This window comes from Thermotoga sp. KOL6 (genome assembly GCF_002866025.1).
In the GTDB taxonomy this organism is placed as follows: Bacteria; Thermotogota; Thermotogae; order Thermotogales; family Thermotogaceae; genus Thermotoga.
Window position 1 is genome coordinate 614,409 of the sequence record NZ_LNDE01000001.1, and the last position, 16,371, is coordinate 630,779.

18 protein-coding genes and 1 tRNA gene are annotated in these 16,371 nt (G+C 42.0%); 4 read left to right on the forward strand and 15 right to left on the reverse strand.

Features of this window, described 5'->3' with window-relative positions; genetic code table 11:
* The 12 genes from AS005_RS03270 to AS005_RS03325 form a co-directional block, all read right to left on the reverse strand.
* On the reverse strand, nucleotides 1-720 hold the full coding sequence (locus AS005_RS03270) for a response regulator transcription factor (protein WP_101510241.1): 720 nt from the start codon (nucleotides 718-720) through the stop codon (nucleotides 1-3).
* Between the two features lie 58 nt (nucleotides 721-778).
* Nucleotides 779-1,441 carry a hypothetical protein gene (locus tag AS005_RS03275; protein WP_101510242.1) on the reverse strand — a complete coding sequence of 221 codons (663 nt, stop codon included), beginning with the start codon at nucleotides 1,439-1,441 and terminating at the stop codon, nucleotides 779-781.
* Between the two features lie 71 nt (nucleotides 1,442-1,512).
* Nucleotides 1,513-1,803: a 30S ribosomal protein S20 gene (gene rpsT, locus AS005_RS03280; RefSeq protein WP_101510243.1), complete on the reverse strand. Its 291-nt coding sequence runs from the start codon at nucleotides 1,801-1,803 to the stop codon at nucleotides 1,513-1,515.
* A gap of 15 nt (nucleotides 1,804-1,818) precedes the next feature.
* Nucleotides 1,819-3,006, reverse strand: a complete 1,188-nt coding sequence (gene metK, locus AS005_RS03285) for a methionine adenosyltransferase (protein ID WP_101510244.1) — start codon at nucleotides 3,004-3,006, stop codon at nucleotides 1,819-1,821.
* A gap of 73 nt (nucleotides 3,007-3,079) precedes the next feature.
* On the reverse strand, nucleotides 3,080-3,406 hold the full coding sequence (locus AS005_RS03290; protein ID WP_101510245.1) for a hypothetical protein: 327 nt from the start codon (nucleotides 3,404-3,406) through the stop codon (nucleotides 3,080-3,082).
* 4 nt (nucleotides 3,407-3,410) lie between these two features.
* Entirely contained in the window at nucleotides 3,411-4,382 is a 972-nt protein-coding gene (locus tag AS005_RS03295) for a M23 family metallopeptidase (RefSeq protein WP_101510246.1), read from the reverse strand.
* 13 nt (nucleotides 4,383-4,395) lie between these two features.
* Nucleotides 4,396-4,890 (reverse strand): peptide deformylase, encoded by a 495-nt coding sequence (gene def / locus AS005_RS03300; protein ID WP_101510437.1) that lies wholly within the window; start codon nucleotides 4,888-4,890, stop codon nucleotides 4,396-4,398.
* Nucleotides 4,890-5,633: a 5'/3'-nucleotidase SurE gene (gene surE / locus AS005_RS03305; RefSeq protein WP_101510247.1), complete on the reverse strand. Its 744-nt coding sequence runs from the start codon at nucleotides 5,631-5,633 to the stop codon at nucleotides 4,890-4,892. Before surE ends, def begins: the two co-directional genes overlap by 1 nt.
* Entirely contained in the window at nucleotides 5,608-6,372 is a 765-nt protein-coding gene (gene ecfA1, locus AS005_RS03310; protein ID WP_101510248.1) for an energy-coupling factor ABC transporter ATP-binding protein EcfA1, read from the reverse strand. The genes surE and ecfA1 overlap by 26 nt, the downstream gene beginning before the upstream one ends.
* Nucleotides 6,353-6,988 carry a class I SAM-dependent methyltransferase gene (locus AS005_RS03315; protein WP_101510438.1) on the reverse strand — a complete coding sequence of 212 codons (636 nt, stop codon included), beginning with the start codon at nucleotides 6,986-6,988 and terminating at the stop codon, nucleotides 6,353-6,355. Before AS005_RS03315 ends, ecfA1 begins: the two co-directional genes overlap by 20 nt.
* The gene (locus tag AS005_RS03320; protein WP_101510439.1) at nucleotides 6,981-7,505 is read right to left on the reverse strand and encodes a HAMP domain-containing sensor histidine kinase; all 525 of its coding nucleotides are present in this window, start codon (nucleotides 7,503-7,505) and stop codon (nucleotides 6,981-6,983) included. Before AS005_RS03320 ends, AS005_RS03315 begins: the two co-directional genes overlap by 8 nt.
* 35 nt (nucleotides 7,506-7,540) lie before the next feature.
* Nucleotides 7,541-8,734: a M20 family metallo-hydrolase gene (locus tag AS005_RS03325; RefSeq protein WP_101510249.1), complete on the reverse strand. Its 1,194-nt coding sequence runs from the start codon at nucleotides 8,732-8,734 to the stop codon at nucleotides 7,541-7,543.
* A 108-nt stretch (nucleotides 8,735-8,842) separates the two neighbouring features.
* Here AS005_RS03325 and xylA point away from each other — a divergent pair, with 108 nt between their 5' ends.
* Together xylA and AS005_RS03335 are read left to right on the forward strand one after the other, a co-directional pair.
* Nucleotides 8,843-10,177 carry a xylose isomerase gene (xylA, locus tag AS005_RS03330; protein ID WP_101510250.1) on the forward strand — a complete coding sequence of 445 codons (1,335 nt, stop codon included), beginning with the start codon at nucleotides 8,843-8,845 and terminating at the stop codon, nucleotides 10,175-10,177.
* A gap of 8 nt (nucleotides 10,178-10,185) precedes the next feature.
* Nucleotides 10,186-10,680, forward strand: coding sequence for a DUF192 domain-containing protein (locus AS005_RS03335; protein WP_101510251.1), 495 nt, complete (start codon nucleotides 10,186-10,188; stop codon nucleotides 10,678-10,680).
* Nucleotides 10,681-10,685: 5 nt separating this feature from the next.
* Here the strand turns inward: AS005_RS03335 and AS005_RS03340 are convergent, their stop codons facing one another.
* From AS005_RS03340 to AS005_RS03350, 3 genes are all read right to left on the reverse strand, one after another.
* Nucleotides 10,686-11,267, reverse strand: coding sequence for a hypothetical protein (locus AS005_RS03340; RefSeq protein WP_101510252.1), 582 nt, complete (start codon nucleotides 11,265-11,267; stop codon nucleotides 10,686-10,688).
* Between the two features lie 74 nt (nucleotides 11,268-11,341).
* Nucleotides 11,342-11,416, reverse strand: a tRNA-Glu gene (locus AS005_RS03345).
* 45 nt (nucleotides 11,417-11,461) lie between these two features.
* A complete protein-coding gene (locus tag AS005_RS03350) occupies nucleotides 11,462-12,412 on the reverse strand; it encodes an MJ1477/TM1410 family putative glycoside hydrolase (RefSeq protein ID WP_233186216.1) in 951 nt (316 codons plus the stop codon).
* 34 nt (nucleotides 12,413-12,446) lie between these two features.
* On the opposite strand from AS005_RS03350, the gene AS005_RS03355 reads away from it, so the two are divergent.
* Both AS005_RS03355 and AS005_RS03360 read left to right on the forward strand, forming a co-directional pair.
* Complete coding sequence (locus AS005_RS03355; RefSeq protein ID WP_101510253.1) at nucleotides 12,447-14,588, forward strand: DUF2194 domain-containing protein; 2,142 nt, start codon at nucleotides 12,447-12,449, stop codon at nucleotides 14,586-14,588.
* Nucleotides 14,589-14,616: 28 nt separating this feature from the next.
* Nucleotides 14,617-16,302 (forward strand): HD domain-containing phosphohydrolase, encoded by a 1,686-nt coding sequence (locus AS005_RS03360; RefSeq protein WP_101510254.1) that lies wholly within the window; start codon nucleotides 14,617-14,619, stop codon nucleotides 16,300-16,302.
* Nucleotides 16,303-16,371 lie beyond the last annotated feature (69 nt).

Below are 16,371 nucleotides of genomic sequence, written 5' to 3' on the forward strand. Positions count from 1 at the left end.
TTAATCTTCCTTTCCAGGGTCTCTGAACTTGTATCCCTTCCCTCGCACAGTGATTATGTACTTCGGATTGGAAGGATCTTCCTCTATCTTCGTTCTCAATCTTCTAATGTGCACATCTACTGTTCTTGTATCACCGTAATAGTCGTATCCCCATAGTTTGTCCAACAACACATCCCTACTAAACACCTTTCCCTCATTTTCTGCCAAGAATCGGAGGAGTTCAAATTCGAGTGGAGTAAGATTCACTTTCTTGCCTCTCACTTTCACCTCGTACTTTTCTACATCGATCTCTAGATCTTTTGCTGTGATCTTTTTCGGCCTCTCCTCTTTGCTTTGAGCGGCTGCAGATAATCTCCTGAAGATGGCTTTCACTCTTGCAAGAAGTTCTCTTACACTAAAAGGTTTGGTTATGTAATCATCCGCTCCAAGCTCTAACCCGAGAACTTTGTCGAATTCCTCACCTTTAGCACTCAGAAAAATAACGGGTGTGTTTCTGTATTTCTCCATAGATCTAATCTTCCTGACGAGTTCGAAACCGTCCATTCCGGGTAACATGATATCCACTATAAACATGTCAACGTCTTCTTCGTTTGCAAGTTTAAGAGCTTCTTCACCATCGTAAGCTTTCAGAACGTCGTATCCCTCTTTGGAAAGGTTGTATCCTACCAACTCCAGTATCGCGGGGTCGTCATCGACAACCAGAATCTTCTTCTTCGCCATCTCTAATCCCCTTAGAGGGGTACACCTCCTTTCATGTGATTTCTATTCTATTTTAACATTATCGTTCAGTTTTTGGAGAAGATACCTTCCTGAAGGTAAACCAGGCAGCAATAAACAAAAAGAGAAGAAAGAGGGATACATAGAAAAATACCATAGACTTGTTCTCAAAAAAATTCTCCGGATTAAACTCCACGTTGAACAGTCCGGATAAGTACCAAAGAACTAGAGCGGAAAAAACAGCAGCTCCCACTAAAATCGAGAGTATCTTTGCAAAATCTCTTTCCCTTCTGTAGGCAGTTAATCCCGCTAGCATTCCTACAAAAGCAGACAAACCTAGTGTTATCCAGTTCATATACTGCACGTTCTGTATTCCAAAGGAATTTGTCATGAAATTTATCACGTAGTATGCTAGGAAAGATATCGTCACAAAAGCTGCTAGAAATACAAGATACTTGTACAGAACATAGATCACAACTGCCGTTAAAACACCAACGGCCACCATGACCACCATCTTTACATTTTCATTGGAAAGATACTCTTTCAGTGCTTCAAGACTAGCGAGAAATGGGAACACGAAATTGATACCCAAGATGAACCCTAAAACAGCAAAAGCAATGTTCTCCACGTATCTGGATGCGAACATCAAAAAGAGTGCTGCGGGAAGAGAAAAATACCAGTTATCGATAACCACTTTCAGAAATCCCCCTATCACATTCTCCATAGTGATTTCCCCCTTTCTTAAAAATCAGAAATGCCCCACACGGGGGCTAAAAAATCGCGATCAAATAAACTTCACTCTTGTGAGGTTTCCAATGTTTTCAAATAATCGTTCACTTTCTTGAACAGCCTTTCCTTCCTTCTTGCACCCTGATTTTTGTGAATGACTCCTTTGGAAACTGCCTTATCTATGGCAGCTTGCGCTTTCTTTGCCAGTTCTAAAACCACTTCTTTCGATTCTTTGTTCTCAATGGCCTTAAGCACTTCTTTTATTCTGTTCTTGAAAAACGTTTTGTACGCTCTGTTCCTAATTCGTCTTTTTTCAGAAACCCGGACTCTTTTCTTCGCAGACCTCGTGTTAGGCACTCCTCAATCCCTCCCTCACATGTTGAAAACTCTTCTCAGTTCATCGACCATATCCAACTTTTCCCAGGTGAACTCTTCTTCGTTCCTACCAAAATGACCGTAAACCGCTGTTTTTTTGTAAATCGGCCTCAGAAGATTGAGTTTCTTGATGATCGCACCCGGCCTGAAGTCGAACATTTCAATGATGACTTTATGGAGTTTCTCCTCATCTACTTTCGCCGTTCCAAACGTATCTATGAGGATGGAAACCGGCTTAGCCACGCCGATTGCATAAGAAAGCTGTATCAAGAATTTGTCAGCGAGTCCGGCAGCCACAACGTTCTTCGCTACATATCTTGCCATATAATGAGCGGACCTGTCAACCTTGGTAGGATCTTTCCCGCTGAACGCTCCTCCACCGTGAGGAACCCATCCTCCGTACGTGTCAACTATGATTTTTCTTCCAGTAAGACCCGTATCTGCCATCGGACCTCCAAGAACGAATCTTCCAGTGGGATTGACAAGTATTCTCATTTTGTCGTCTCTGTACTCCTCAGGAATTACAGGATTTATAACATGTTCAATTATTGCTTCCCTGAGATCATCCTGAGAAATATCTGGATCGTGTTGCGTGGAAATGAGGACGGTATCAACTCGAACAGGCTTATCATCTTCGTATTCTACCGTCACTTGCGTTTTCCCATCTGGTCTCAAAAAAGGAAGAATACCGTTCTTTCTAACTTCAGCGAGTCTCATGGCCAATTTATGTGCCAAAGTTATTGGAAGGGGCATATATTCAGGTGTTTCATTTGTAGCATAACCAAACATAATACCTTGATCGCCGGCTCCAAGTGCTTCGAGCTCGTCAGCAACCTCTTCACCACTTTTTACCTCAAGAGCTTTGTCAACACCGAGAGCTATATCAGGAGATTGACTATGAATGCTCGTGAGAACACCACAGGTTTCACCATCGAATCCATACTTTGCTCTTGTGTATCCTATTTCCAGTATCGTTTTCCTAGCTATATCGGGTATCTCTACATACGCCCTCGTTGTAACCTCACCTGCTATTATGACCAATCCAGTTGTGACAAGAGTTTCAACGGCCACTCTGCTTCTTGGATCCTGTTCGAGCATAGCATCGAGTATGGCGTCAGAAATCTGATCGGCGACTTTGTCGGGGTGACCTTCCGTAACACTTTCACTGGTGAAGAATCTCTTCATTTCCCATCCTCCTTTCTCAGATCGTATGACAGCTTTGATAGTTTATCACAATTTTCCTTAAAAAAAGGTTACATTACTGTTTTTGAGATTCTTCAAATTCCTCTTTAGTAATGAAGGTTCCTCCTTCGATCGAAACAGAAACGGGTTTGTAGGAGGAAGTGAAAGTTGCCGTGAGGCGGATTCTGTTAGGGCATTTCGATCCGACGTAAAGTTTGTCTATCTTATACGGCGTAGACGGGCTGTCATAATCAACTATGAAATCGTAGCCTCTTCGTAGATGGCTTCTGAAAACCTCGCCACAACGATCACATTTTATGTAAACAACAAGAGCCCCTTTCTCCCTATAGAAAGGATCTCGCTCCAAATTTTTCTTTTTTCTTCCAAAAAAGAGAAACAACACTGTTTCACCTCCTCTGTAGATAGAAGGAATACTCTTTTTTCATCCCCCATATATCTTCAAGAACGATCTTGTACCTTGCGAAATCCGGGAATTCCCCTGTTTCTGGGAACTTGTTGACCTTTACAAGTGAGGAGAAGGTCTCTGGAAACAACTTGTACCAAAGCTCAAACCTATAGGCTTCAGAAATGGATTTTCTATCGTAAACCGCCCAGGCGTTTGTAAATTCAGACCAAGGAATCTTATCGAAAGAGATCCGATAAATCTCTTCGTCTTCCAAAAATAGTGAGATACTTTTGAGGCCCAGAGTATTGTTAAATCCTTTAGAATAAGCTTTTATAGATAGAGCAGGAAAATTCCCCTTGAACGGATAAGTTCTTCCTTCAGCGAAGTCATAAACATCATCTCCAATTTTCAATTTTTCTAAACGAATGTCTTCATCTATAGGCTTGGGAAGGTTCAAGAAATTCGACGGATCGTAGGATATTTCCTCATCTTTATCCCTTATTTCAAAGTGTGCGTGTGGTATGGGAGCTTCTCCGGTGGTACCGGAATAGCCAATTACCTCTCCTTTTTCGAACCAGATCTCTTTCTCTGGGAATTTCACCACGATTCTCACGTTCCCAAACTCTTGCTTGAGCGAATCGACGATCAATTCAAGTCTCTTAGCGAACTTACTCAAATGGGCATACAATGTTCTATATCCGTTTTCATGCTCCAAGACCACAGTGTAGCCGTATATGTCATCTTCATCGATCTCAATTCTGACGAGCCAACCTCTTTCCGCCGCGTAGATTGGTTCTCCTTCTTTCAATCCCGTGGAAAAATCTATACCCATGTGAAAATGAGGCCCTCTGTTACCACTTCCTCTGTACTCACCAAAAGTCGCTGAAACACGTGGTGAATCCACAGGAGGTGAAAAAGAAAAAAGTATGGAAACCATTAAAAATATTGAAAGAATGGTGAACAATCTTTTCACCGTTGTTCCCTCCTTATCTTCTAGCAGCTTTGGTTATATCCATCAGCTTCTTTCTGAGAAGCAACCTCTTTGCGGGACTTATTCTGTCTATGATGAGAACACCGTTCAAATGATCGAATTCGTGTTGAAAGACTCTTGCAGGATACCCCTCCAACTCTTCTTCCACAAATTCTCCATGAACATTCTGATACTTCACCCTTATTCTCTTGCTCCTCTCAATCTCAACGAATATGTCTGGAAAACTTAAACATCCCTCTTCAGCAGTTTCCGTCTCATTACTGGTTTCAAGAATCTCGGGATTTATCACCGCAAGAGGGCCATCCCCAACATCCATAACAAAGAACTTTTGAGATATCCCAACTTGCGGAGCGGCAAGCCCTACTCCATCGTAATAGTACATCGTCTCTATCATTCTCCCTATGATTCGCTTCAAATTCTCATCGAACTTTGTTACAAGTTTTGTCGGTCTTCTGAGAACGGGGTCACCAAAAACTCTTATCTTGTACATCAACCGTACACCTCCTTCAATTTCTTTAGACAACCTTCGTTTGTGAGGAAAGGATGGATGGGTGTCACAGAAACGTATCCCTGCTCAACCACCTTGTAATCGATATCGTCACGTTCATCATCCTCTATGACTTTTCCCATCATCCAATAGTACCTTTCTCCGAAAGGAGAGACGCGTTCTTCGAAATAATCGTTCCATCTTCTTTTACTCTGTCTTGTCAACTTCCAGCCCTTGATCTCTCCTACTGGAACGTTTATGTTCAGCATAGTAAAAGGATCGAGTAAAGACAAATCGAATTCTTTCAAAAAATCTATAAAAAACCGGGCTGCTCCTTCAAAATCTGGACTTTCATAATTGGCGCTGGAGATCGCAATCGAAGGAATATTCATCATAGCACCTTCCATGGCACCAGATACAGTACCAGAATACAGAACATCCATACCCATATTAGGCCCCCTGTTTATCCCGCTCACTACAAGATCGACTTCTTTTCCCATAACCACGTTATAACCCAATTTCACACAGTCAGCAGGGGTCCCCGTCGTCGAATACGCTGTGACCTTTTCACTCACAAACACTTTCTTCATCCACAGAGGAACATGAATGGTTATACTATGTCCCGTCGCACTTCTCTCTTTATCGGGAGCCACAACGAAAACTTCGTGTTCTTCGGACAAGTATTCAGCAAGCAGGATGATTCCTTTGGAATTTATTCCGTCATCGTTCGTCAAAAGAATTCTCATATCGATCCTCCCACCTAACTTTCTCACCACATTTTTTCCAAAGCTTCCATTTGAAAGGTATTTCCACGTCTTCGAAACCTTTCATCATGAAGTCTTCCCAACTTCCACAAAAATCAATTGTACCATCCGATATGTGTATAATCGAGTCGATATCCTCGAGATATTCCAACTCGTGCGTTACAAGTACTATTCCCTTTCCTTTCTTCTTCAAATTCTCCAATACCCTAAATATCTCTTTCTGCGACGGGGGATCGAGCATAGAAACAGGTTCATCTAGTGCAAGAAAACGTGTGTTTCGAGCCAACATAGAAGCAATGGCAAGCCGCTGCTTCTGTCCACCCGAAAGGTTCAAAGGATCTTCTTTTTCCAATCCAGAGAGTCCAACTAAATTCAATACTTCCTTTATTCTCTTTTGCATTTCTTCCTTGTCTAGTCCCAATATTTCTAGGGAGAACGCTATATCTTCTTCCACAGTGGCTCCAATTATTTGGGATGATGGATTCTGAAAAACATAACCTACGTTCTCTCTCAACAACAACGGATCCGCACAATCGTCATCTAAAAAAATGGTACCCTCAGGTTCCAAAAGTCCCGCCAGCACCTTGAGAAGGGTGGTCTTTCCGGAACCATTTCTCCCTACCACAACGTAGATCTTCCCGGTTTCGAACTCCACGTTTACTCTATTCAGCACGTACTTTCCATTGTATCTGAAGGATACATCATTGAAGACTATCTTCATCTTCCTTCAATCCTTTTACAGATCTGTAGACTCTTATTCCTCCTGTTTTACACAATTCTTCCACGTTTCCAAATACTTTTTCCATGTACTCCTTTATACGCCTTCCACCTTTGTTGTGGTACGCTACCATCTGAAGGCTTCCACCTTCTTCTAAAAACTCAGGAGCTCTTTTCACAATCTCCATCCATACCCTTTTACCAGCGACTATGGGAGGATTGCACACGATCATGTCGAACTTCATACCTTCCCACGGTTCGTAGAGATTCCCCCAACGAATTTCCACTTCAACGTTGTGATTTTTTGCATTTATCTTAGCAAATTCCACAGCACGCTTGTTTATATCGCTCATATAGACATCCAAATCTGGATATTCTTTCTTAAGAACCACACCTATCACACCGTAACCACACCCCAAGTCGAGGACTTTCTTCCCGTGGACCCTCACATTCTCTATCAAAACCTTCGTTGCCTTGTCTATCTTGCCGTAAGAGTAAACTCCCGATGGCGTTTTGAACACATATTCGTGACCGTTTTTAAGAACCAATTTTGCCTCTCTTACTTTTAATTTCGAGGTGGGTTCAACTGTGTAATAATGCTCGAATTTCTTTTCACTCACTTTCTTCACCTCTCTTCAGCTCCTCCTCCAAACTTTCAAGAGTCTCGAACAAAAAAGATGCAAAAGCGGGATTGTCTGGACTCCAGAGCCCCGCCTCTTTCAGCTTCACCGTATCTATTTCGTAACCGCTTTTACCTCTTTTTCTCACAATGTACCAATTCACCTTCGGATCCGAGAGTATCAAGCTTGCCAAAGTTGTTGCCACATTTCCTATAGGTTGACAATCCACACTCTTGAGATTGAACCTGGCTTCCACTTTCGTTCCCTTGCCCGGTTGAGTTTCCAACTTCACCCAACCTCCGGATTGTTCAGCTGCCTGCTTCAGAAACGGAAGACCAAGCCCCACTTTCCTCAAACGAGGATTCCTCGTGGTGAAAAACGGATCAAAAACTCTCTCAGGATTCTCTATACCTGGACCATCATCTTCCACGATGAAGGTGAACCACTCATCCGTTTCATCTATCATTATCTTGATATTTTTTGCACCAGCTTTTACGGAGTTCTGAGCAATGTCCATAAGGTGATCTGCGATCGTTCTGAGTGCCAACCCTTTCACCTCTCGACTCCAAGCAAAGCGAATACTTTCGCATCTTCTACCATATGATCTATTCTTCTGTACTCGTTGGGTTGATGTGCTGTTTCGTCTATGGTACTCCAAACAACAGCGGGCCACCCTTTCTTCCTGAAGAATGCCGCACACGTTCCTCCGCCTATTCCTCCAACTCGGGCTTCCAGATTTCTCTGGCTCTTCAACACCCTGGAAAGTTTCACAACCAACTCGGAATCGGGTGGAGTTGGCTGTGGCGCAGGTTGTTTTACAACAATCTCAATACTCGCACCTCTTCCTTTCAACACGGACTCCACGATTTTTAAAATCTCGTCCAAGTCATACTTAGGAAGCACTCTGCAATCGAAGTAAAACGTATACTTTCCAGGGATAGTATTCACGTTGTCGACAGTCTTTTCTGAACGAGTGGGCTCAAAGGTGCTCAATGGCTCGTCAAAAAGATCATCCCTGTCAGGGCACTTTCTGCGGAGAATCTCGTCTATTTCGATCATGAGCTGTGCTCCTTTTCTAAGTGCATTCTCAGCCATTCTTGGCCGGGAGGCATGTCCTTGCTTACCTTCCACCGTCACTTTGAACCAAAGAATACTTTTCTCAGCTATTTCTATGAAGTCTCCTTTTTCGTTTCCTGCGTCGGGTACCAGAAACATATCCTCGGGATTGAAAACATTCTTCTCTATCAAGTACTGAATTCCATAATCGCTTCCCGCTTCTTCGTCAGCTACAAGAGCCAAACCGAAGTTATACTCCGGGACGATTCCAAGATCGATAAGAGATTTCCCGGCATATATAGAAGCTATCATGGAACCTCCGTTATCTTCCGCTCCTCTTCCGTAAACTTTTCCGTCTTTTACCACAGGGTTGAACGGGTCCGTTTCCCACAGGGAAAGGTCTCCTGGGGGGACGGTGTCTATGTGTGTTACTATCCAAAGAGTACGTCTTGTATCCTTTCCCTTTATTGTTGCAAGTAGATTCGATCTCAAAACACCGTTTTGATCTTTCACATCATAGCGCTCGACTTCATACCTAAAATCTTTCAGAAGATACTCCAACCAATCTGCCTTTTCCTTCTCTCCGGGACCGCCAAAGGCAGGATTGACAGAGTTGATAGAGACGAAAGTTTTCAAAGATTCCACCATTTCATCTTTCAGTTCTTCTATTCTTCTCAAAATCTCCTCCATTGAAAACACCTCCCAAATTCAAGTATATCTCTTCATGAGAAATATTTGAAATATCGACTCATTTTTGTATATAATTGATTGATAGAAAAAAATTAGGGAGGTGTTCACATGACAGAATTTTTCCCGGAAATTCCAAAGATACAGTTCGAAGGGAAGGAAAGCAATAACCCTCTTGCCTTTAAGTTCTACGATCCAGACGAAGTAATCGATGGAAAACCTCTGAAGGACCATTTGAAATTCTCCGTTGCTTTCTGGCACACTTTTGTAAACGAAGGTCGAGATCCCTTCGGTGACCCCACTGCTGAAAGACCCTGGAACAAGTATTCGGATCCCATGGACAAAGCGTTTGCAAGAGTGGATGCTTTATTCGAATTCTGTGAGAAACTCAATATTGAATACTTTTGTTTTCATGACAGAGACATTGCACCCGAAGGGAAAACTCTGAGAGAGACGAACAAAATTCTGGACAAAGTTGTTGAGAAAATAAAAGAACGAATGAAGGAAAGCAATGTGAAACTCCTTTGGGGAACTGCCAATCTGTTCTCACATCCTCGGTACATGCACGGTGCGGCAACTACTTGCAGCGCCGATGTTTTTGCATACGCTGCTGCACAGGTGAAAAAAGCGTTGGAGATTACGAAGGAACTTGGAGGAGAAGGATATGTTTTTTGGGGCGGTAGAGAAGGATACGAAACCTTGCTCAACACGGATTTGGGATTGGAACTCGAAAACCTCGCGAGGTTCCTCAGAATGGCCGTAGAGTACGCAAAGAAGATAGGTTTTGATGGACAGTTCCTCATAGAACCCAAACCAAAAGAACCCACAAAACATCAGTACGATTTCGACGTAGCGACCGCATACGCCTTCTTGAAAACTCACGATTTGGATGAATACTTCAAGTTCAACATAGAAGCTAATCACGCAACACTCGCTGGTCATACTTTCCAGCATGAATTGAGAATGGCCAGAATCCTCGGAAAATTCGGAAGTATCGACGCAAATCAAGGCGATCTTCTGTTGGGATGGGACACCGATCAATTTCCAACGAACGTATACGATACAACTCTTGCCATGTACGAGGTTATAAAAGCAGGGGGTTTCACAAAAGGTGGTCTCAACTTCGACGCCAAAGTGAGACGTGCTTCTTACAAGGTAGAGGATCTCTTCATCGGGCATATAGTAGGAATAGACACTTTCGCACTCGGTTTCAAGATAGCCTACAAACTTGTAAAAGACGGCGTATTCGACAGATTCGTTGAGGAAAAATACAGAAGTTTCAGAGAAGGTATTGGAAAAGAAATATTGGAAGGAAAAGCAGATTTTGAAAAACTAGAATCGTATATAATAGACAAAGAAGATGTTGAACTTCCATCTGGAAAACAGGAGTATCTTGAAAGTTTGCTCAACAGCTATATCGTGAAGACCGTATCAGAACTGAGGTGATCTGGGGCATGAGGCCCCTTTCTCCGAATAAACAAAAGAAAATAAAAAAAATTGTTCTACCCATCTTGATCATAATTGGAATCACCGTGATCGTCGTTGCAACTGGAAGAAAAGAGGGAATAAGGTTCCCAAAAGGAAAAATCGTGATCACCAATGAAAGGAAATCACTAGAACTGAATGTGGAAATTGCGAACACTCCTTTTTTGCGTTCCGTTGGTTTCATGTACAGAAAGAGCATCCCAAACGATCTTGGGATGCTCTTTATTTTTGATGAAAACACCAGAAGCGGTTTTTGGATGAAGAACACTCACGTTCCACTGGAAATCGCTTTCATAGACGAAGATGGCATTATATTCTCCGTACAAGAAATGGAACCGTGCGAAGAAGAACCTTGCAAGATCTACTACGCCCCAAAACCGTTCAGGTATGCACTGGAAGTGAAGAAAGGTTTCTTCGAAAAATACGGTTTCGGAGTGGGAAGCAAAGTTTTCATAGAACATTAAGCTCATCAAAGACCTATCATGAACATTGGATACCATTTCACATCTGTTGAACCGGGGGTATCACCCTCACCGACGTATAAAGTGAAGAAATAAGAATTTCCTTCTACGATTATCATCGGAAGTTGAAGAACGGTTTTTGTACCATCTGTGGTTGTTTTCTCCAGTGTAAGGAAATAGACCTCGTCAATGAAAGACGGTTTGTCGTCCACCCGATAGTTTATAAACCTTGTTCCCTCCACAGGAGTGATATCAAGCAGATCGACACTGGTGGGAGTTGCAGGAACAAAGAAGGCTAGTCCCAAGAGTTCAGAAAAGAGATCAATCCAATACTCAATATCTGCATCTCCCTCACTTTCTGGAGGAACATAGACCACAGAAGATGCAAGGTTCGATAGTTCTGCAAAAAGTTCTTCATCACTTAAACTGCCACTGCTCTCTATGAAGTTTCTCACCTGGTCGAGTAACCCTTCTGCTTTTTCCCGAACCGTATCTTCAGGAGAACCCAATATACCTGGAATGCTACAACTTGCAACCAGAAAACCCACAAAGACCATACTCGTTAGTATCACCACTCGAAAACCCTTCATAAAAGCCCCTCCTTTCAATAAAATAAAAAGCCGGGATGAACCCCGGCTTTTTCGAAATCTCAGTGAATATCATCTGGTAGCCCCACGGGGAATCGAACCCCGACCTCCGGACTGAGAATCCGGCGGACTGGCCGTTATCCTATGGGGCCATCCGTGGTGATTTTAAACCATTTCTTGAAAAAAATCAAGCCCTTTCACCTTTTCGGCTGTATATCTTCCACAATGTTGATCTCATCGAGAAGAAGATCCGACTCCGCCGCGTAAGGAACGTATCCCTTGTTTTTTGCCTGTCGATAGAAATTTTTTATTCTCTCTAAATTTTCAAAAGAATTTCCACCGTCATCAACGTAATCGACTACCAATATAAACTTTCCATGGACTTTCAAGGTGTCTAAATATTTTATTCTCTCCCTCGTTTCATTGAAAGGCAGGGGAGTTGTTTTGAAATAGAACAAATGTTCCACTGCCCATCCAGAAACAGACGAGATCAGTTCTCCGTTATCGAAATCTATGATACTTTCCGCATTCTGTGGTATGACGATGAAATCCGGATCTTTTTCACGAGTATACTCAATGATATTCAGAACGAAATCTATCATTTCAAGCGCTGCCTCTTCTTTCCGAATTTCACCTTTTATGTCCGACCAATATTCGAACGAATCTACCCTATCCAAATAAACACCCTTGAATCCTTGAGAAATAATTTTATCAATGTACGAAAACACTATTTTTTGCCACTCTGGATACCAATATCTTACAAAAAAGTTGCCGGGCCAATGAGGATCTTCCTCCCCAAGCCAATCTGGTGGGTTTTTATCCCATTCTTTTTTCCAATAAAAACGATAGTTTTCCGCTTGCCCTATGCTTACGTACGCAATCGGTGTCGTACCAGCTTCAAAAATCGTGTTTATTTCCTCGAAAGAGAACTCTCCATCCTCGTTACCATTCCTTGAATAATCTATAACCGCCAGGTCGAAACCCGCGGACGCTATATCTTGAGGTTCTACATTTTGAAGCTGATAAACCCAGCTTTGGTAAGGGCTTTCGAAGAAAGCTCTGTGAATACATGATGTTACAAATACTGATATCATAGTTACTACTGTTGTAATGACCATTATAATGAACCTAGAGGTTTTCTTTGCCAAGAAAATCATCCCTTTCTCAGGAGGAGTGAATACCATGGTAAAAAAAGCTTTCCTGATGATTTTGATTATAATTGTTTTCCCACTTTTTGCAAGGACCTTGCTCCTCTACAAAGGTTCAGAGAACGGCTACGGCTACAACATACTGGTTTCTTATGTGGTTCCCTCGCTCGAAAACGCGGGAGAAGAGTACAAACTGGTGGATATTGAAAAAGACTTCCCTAACTTCGAAGAATACGATCTCATAGTGAGTTGTTATTACTCCTCTTCAATGCCAGAAGCAAAGCGATATTTGAAGGAACTTTCTAACTTCATATTGAATGGTGGTAGGCTCTTTGTAATAAATAACTTAGGGGCTTTTGAGGGAACCTCCCTTGAAGAAATAAACGCTGTTCTGAATTTACTGGGAGTTCGTTTTGAATACAACTGGCGGACAGAAAGGGTTATCGAATACGAAATTAACAAAAACTATCTTCTGTCCCCACCTGTGACACCCGTTCTCAAATCTTTCGATGGCTTTGAAATCTTTTCAAATACAACAGAAGTTGTCGCTTGGGCAAAAACCTCTACGGGGAAGTACCCTGTCGTTTTCTACAACGAGCAGGGAGGAATGGCACTGTTCGACCACGCGTTCAACGAAAAAGGAGAACCTGTTCTAGATCTGGGAAAAATCGTGAGTAGGATTCTTCTAGGAAGACCTACCAACAGAATTTTAACGCTTTTCAACGATCCTAACATTTTGGCGATTTTCAAAAACGCTTTCTTCGAAATAGAAACTACTCCGAGAAAACCGTTGATCCAATACAAAGCAATCGTTTTATCGAACTTGAACACCTTAAACGATAAAGTCATGAAGAGGTATCTGGAAAGCGGCGGTGTCGTAATTTTGGTAGGTAGTGGACCGAGAACGGTTCGTGGGAAGGTTGTTGTGAAAAAGGACCATCTTGATATCCCCATGGATCTTTCACTGTTTGAAACCACCGTCAATTACACAGAAGCCCCTGAAACGGCGATTCCTTTTATAACTGTAGATGGCACTCCCGTTTCTTGGATGATGAAGGTGGGAAAAGGCAGTCTTGTTTTCTTCCCAAAATCGTTGAACGAAAAGCTAACGAGAGGATTTTTGTTCGATGAGTTTCTCGCTGCTTCAAATTCTTTGATAACACCCATAGTAAATTCTTTTTCTATCTTCCTCGATGATTTTCCACTACCAACTTACAATTTAAAACACGAAATAGCGAAATTTAAGGACGTTACCTTCTACTACAAAATCTGGTGGCCCGATTTAGAGAAGATCTTCAAAGATTTCTCCGTGAAACCCATCACTGCGTTGGTAACTAGCTACATGAACACTCCGTATTATGTGGGATTTTCAGAGTTTCTTCTAAACACAGAAAACGTTGAATTCTTGAAAGGCATAATAAATAACGATGGAGTGGAACTGGGATTGCACGGTTACAATCATCTTTCGCCCCTTTCAAAAAATTGGGATCCATCGGAACTCGAAAAATCCTACAGAGCTTTGAAAATATTCCTGAAACATCTGAAGGAAGGCTGGACCCCGCTGAGTTTCGTGGCTCCAGACAACAGAATAGATAAACTTGGACTCAGCGTGTTAAAAAAAGTCTTCCCTCACATTCTCGTTGTTGGCACCACCTTTCTCTCCGACGATGAGTTTTCCGAGTTCAAACTCTTAAACGGAACCCTTGTACTACCTAGAAACGTGAGTGGCTTTTATCCCCTCAGTAAACTTCTAGTCCAAACGACTTCTACCTTGTTGAACATAGGTACTTTCAACTATTTCGTTCATCCCGACGACGTGTTTTCTAAAGATAGAAATCCGCAAGGATTATCGTGGGATGAAATGAAAAACTCTATGAGAGAATTTTTGAAAGTAGTGAGAGATTACTACCCATGGGTAAAAAACTCCGATTCATCTCAAACTTACGAAGTTTTCAAAGAATTTTTCGAAAATCCTCCAAGTATAGTCTACTACGACGACAAAATAAAGGTATGGCTTCCAAGAAACGCAGAACTTCCCCGATATTTCTTTTTGAAAAACAGCAGTCGCGAGATGAACGTAAAAGGTGGCAAAATACTGCACAAGTCGAAAAATTTTCTAGTCTTGGAAATGACAACTCATGAAATGGAAATCACTGGACCAACGACTTCGTTCTGAGGTAGAATAAACATCGAGAGGTGGAATTGTGAATGTAAGGACTCTTCAAGAGACAATAAAAGATGTGATTTACAGAAGAAATCTGCTTTTTGTTCTTATCATATCAATAGCCGTGTCTATTGTAGTAACGTTGATCACTTATCATATAGAAAAAAGAACTGTATTAGAAAAGTTAAATTTTATAGAAAAAGAATGGAGCAAAACGATAGACAATTACAAAGACATCCTAAATTTTCTTGCAAATAATCCTAGTAATTTTAGAAATCCCGGTGATATTTTGAAAGCGCTAAAGTTGATTCGTGAGTATTTCAGTGACTATACCGCGTACCCCATCTTCGCTACCCCCGATGGGAACTACTACATATACCCTTCTGCCACTTTACCACCAGGTTACGATCCAAGAGAACGACCTTGGTACAAATCTGCTGTTGAAAATCCTAACGTTGCGGTTATTTCCCCTCCTCTTGTGCACAAGATTCTCAACGTTGTTACGATTGGAATTTCGAGAGCTGTATTCGATGAAAATGGGAAATTTTTGGGAGTTTTGGCTGTAGACATAGTCCCTGAAAAAATTATGAAAGACGTTCTTCCCATTGGGGTCTACGTTATGAACAAGGGTGGAAAGGTCCTTCTTCAAAACGGGAAGATCTTCGTTCACGTTTCTCCTGAAAACGAAGATACAGGCGTGAAATTTCAAGCCTCTTATATTGCTTTCTTCAAGAGATCGATAGACGACACCGTGTTCGTGATGCAACTACCATTCTTCAAAATTCTAAGAAATTCTCTACTCCACATAGGCTATATATTCGGTCTTTCCTATCTTCTTGGTATGATTATTTTGACAAAGATTAAAAGGGTTCTCATCAAGGAATTGAACGAACCGCTGAAGAAATTTTCCCGATCGGCTGAAGAATACTTGCGTTCGAGAGTTTTCGATGTATCGGGAATCTCTTCCAACATCCTGGAGATCAACCAACTGATTGATGATGTAGCAGACATGATTACGATCATAGAATCTCAGCGTGAAGAGTTGGAAGCGTCGTACGAAGAACTCGAGGCCTCTTATTCCGAACTGCAAAAAATGGCACAAGAGATCGAAGAGAAAGGTCGAGCACTCGCTGAAGCTTACGAGTTCTTCGCATATAAAATGGCAGACATCGTTGAAGGATTCGACGAGCCTACGGGAGCACACGTAAGAAGAGTACAAGAGCTTTCTAGATTTTTCGCAGAGAAATTAGAACTTCCCGAAGATTTGGTGAGACAAATCTATCTTTACTCACCTCTTCATGACATTGGAAAGATTAGAGTTCCAAAAGAAATTTTGAACAAAAAAGGAAGACTTACCCCGGAAGAGTGGGAAATCATGAAAAAACACACTGTCTGGGGTGGAGAGTTGCTTTCCGGAAGAAAGGAGTTGACGGTAGCAAAGAACATCGCTCTCTATCACCATGAAAACTACGACGGAACAGGTTATCCTTTCGGTTTGAAAAACGGTGAGATCCCAATAGAAGCTCAGATCGTGAAATTAGCGGATGTTTACGACGCGCTTCGCTCGAAAAGACCATACAAGCCCGCTTTGGATCACGAAACCGCTGTGAGGATCATCCTAGAAGGAGACGGAAAGACCTTACCTTCCCACTTCAATCCGGAACTTCTAAAGATACTCAAAAAATATAGCGAAGAGATAAAAAAGATTTGGGAGAGTGCGCAATAGGATAAGAGAGATTACCCATTCTCTTGACTGTGCTTCCATATATATGTATAATACATATATGGAGGTGAG

What these genes read in the sequence shown, in the direction of transcription:
- AS005_RS03325 (WP_101510249.1), bottom strand. Translation starts at nt 8,734, where the DNA reads ATGGAGGAGATTTTGAGAAGAATAGAAGAACTGAAAGATGAAATGGTG.
- AS005_RS03270 (WP_101510241.1), bottom strand. Translation starts at nt 720, where the DNA reads ATGGCGAAGAAGAAGATTCTGGTTGTCGATGACGACCCCGCGATACTG.
- AS005_RS03275 (WP_101510242.1), bottom strand. Translation starts at nt 1,441, where the DNA reads ATGGAGAATGTGATAGGGGGATTTCTGAAAGTGGTTATCGATAACTGG.
- ecfA1 (WP_101510248.1), bottom strand. Translation starts at nt 6,372, where the DNA reads ATGAAGATAGTCTTCAATGATGTATCCTTCAGATACAATGGAAAGTAC.
- metK (WP_101510244.1), bottom strand. Translation starts at nt 3,006, where the DNA reads ATGAAGAGATTCTTCACCAGTGAAAGTGTTACGGAAGGTCACCCCGAC.
- AS005_RS03335 (WP_101510251.1), top strand. Translation starts at nt 10,186, where the DNA reads ATGAGGCCCCTTTCTCCGAATAAACAAAAGAAAATAAAAAAAATTGTT.
- surE (WP_101510247.1), bottom strand. Translation starts at nt 5,633, where the DNA reads ATGAGAATTCTTTTGACGAACGATGACGGAATAAATTCCAAAGGAATC.
- AS005_RS03355 (WP_101510253.1), top strand. Translation starts at nt 12,447, where the DNA reads ATGGTAAAAAAAGCTTTCCTGATGATTTTGATTATAATTGTTTTCCCA.
- AS005_RS03340 (WP_101510252.1), bottom strand. Translation starts at nt 11,267, where the DNA reads ATGAAGGGTTTTCGAGTGGTGATACTAACGAGTATGGTCTTTGTGGGT.
- xylA (WP_101510250.1), top strand. Translation starts at nt 8,843, where the DNA reads ATGACAGAATTTTTCCCGGAAATTCCAAAGATACAGTTCGAAGGGAAG.
- def (WP_101510437.1), bottom strand. Translation starts at nt 4,890, where the DNA reads ATGTACAAGATAAGAGTTTTTGGTGACCCCGTTCTCAGAAGACCGACA.
- AS005_RS03320 (WP_101510439.1), bottom strand. Translation starts at nt 7,505, where the DNA reads ATGGACATTGCTCAGAACTCCGTAAAAGCTGGTGCAAAAAATATCAAG.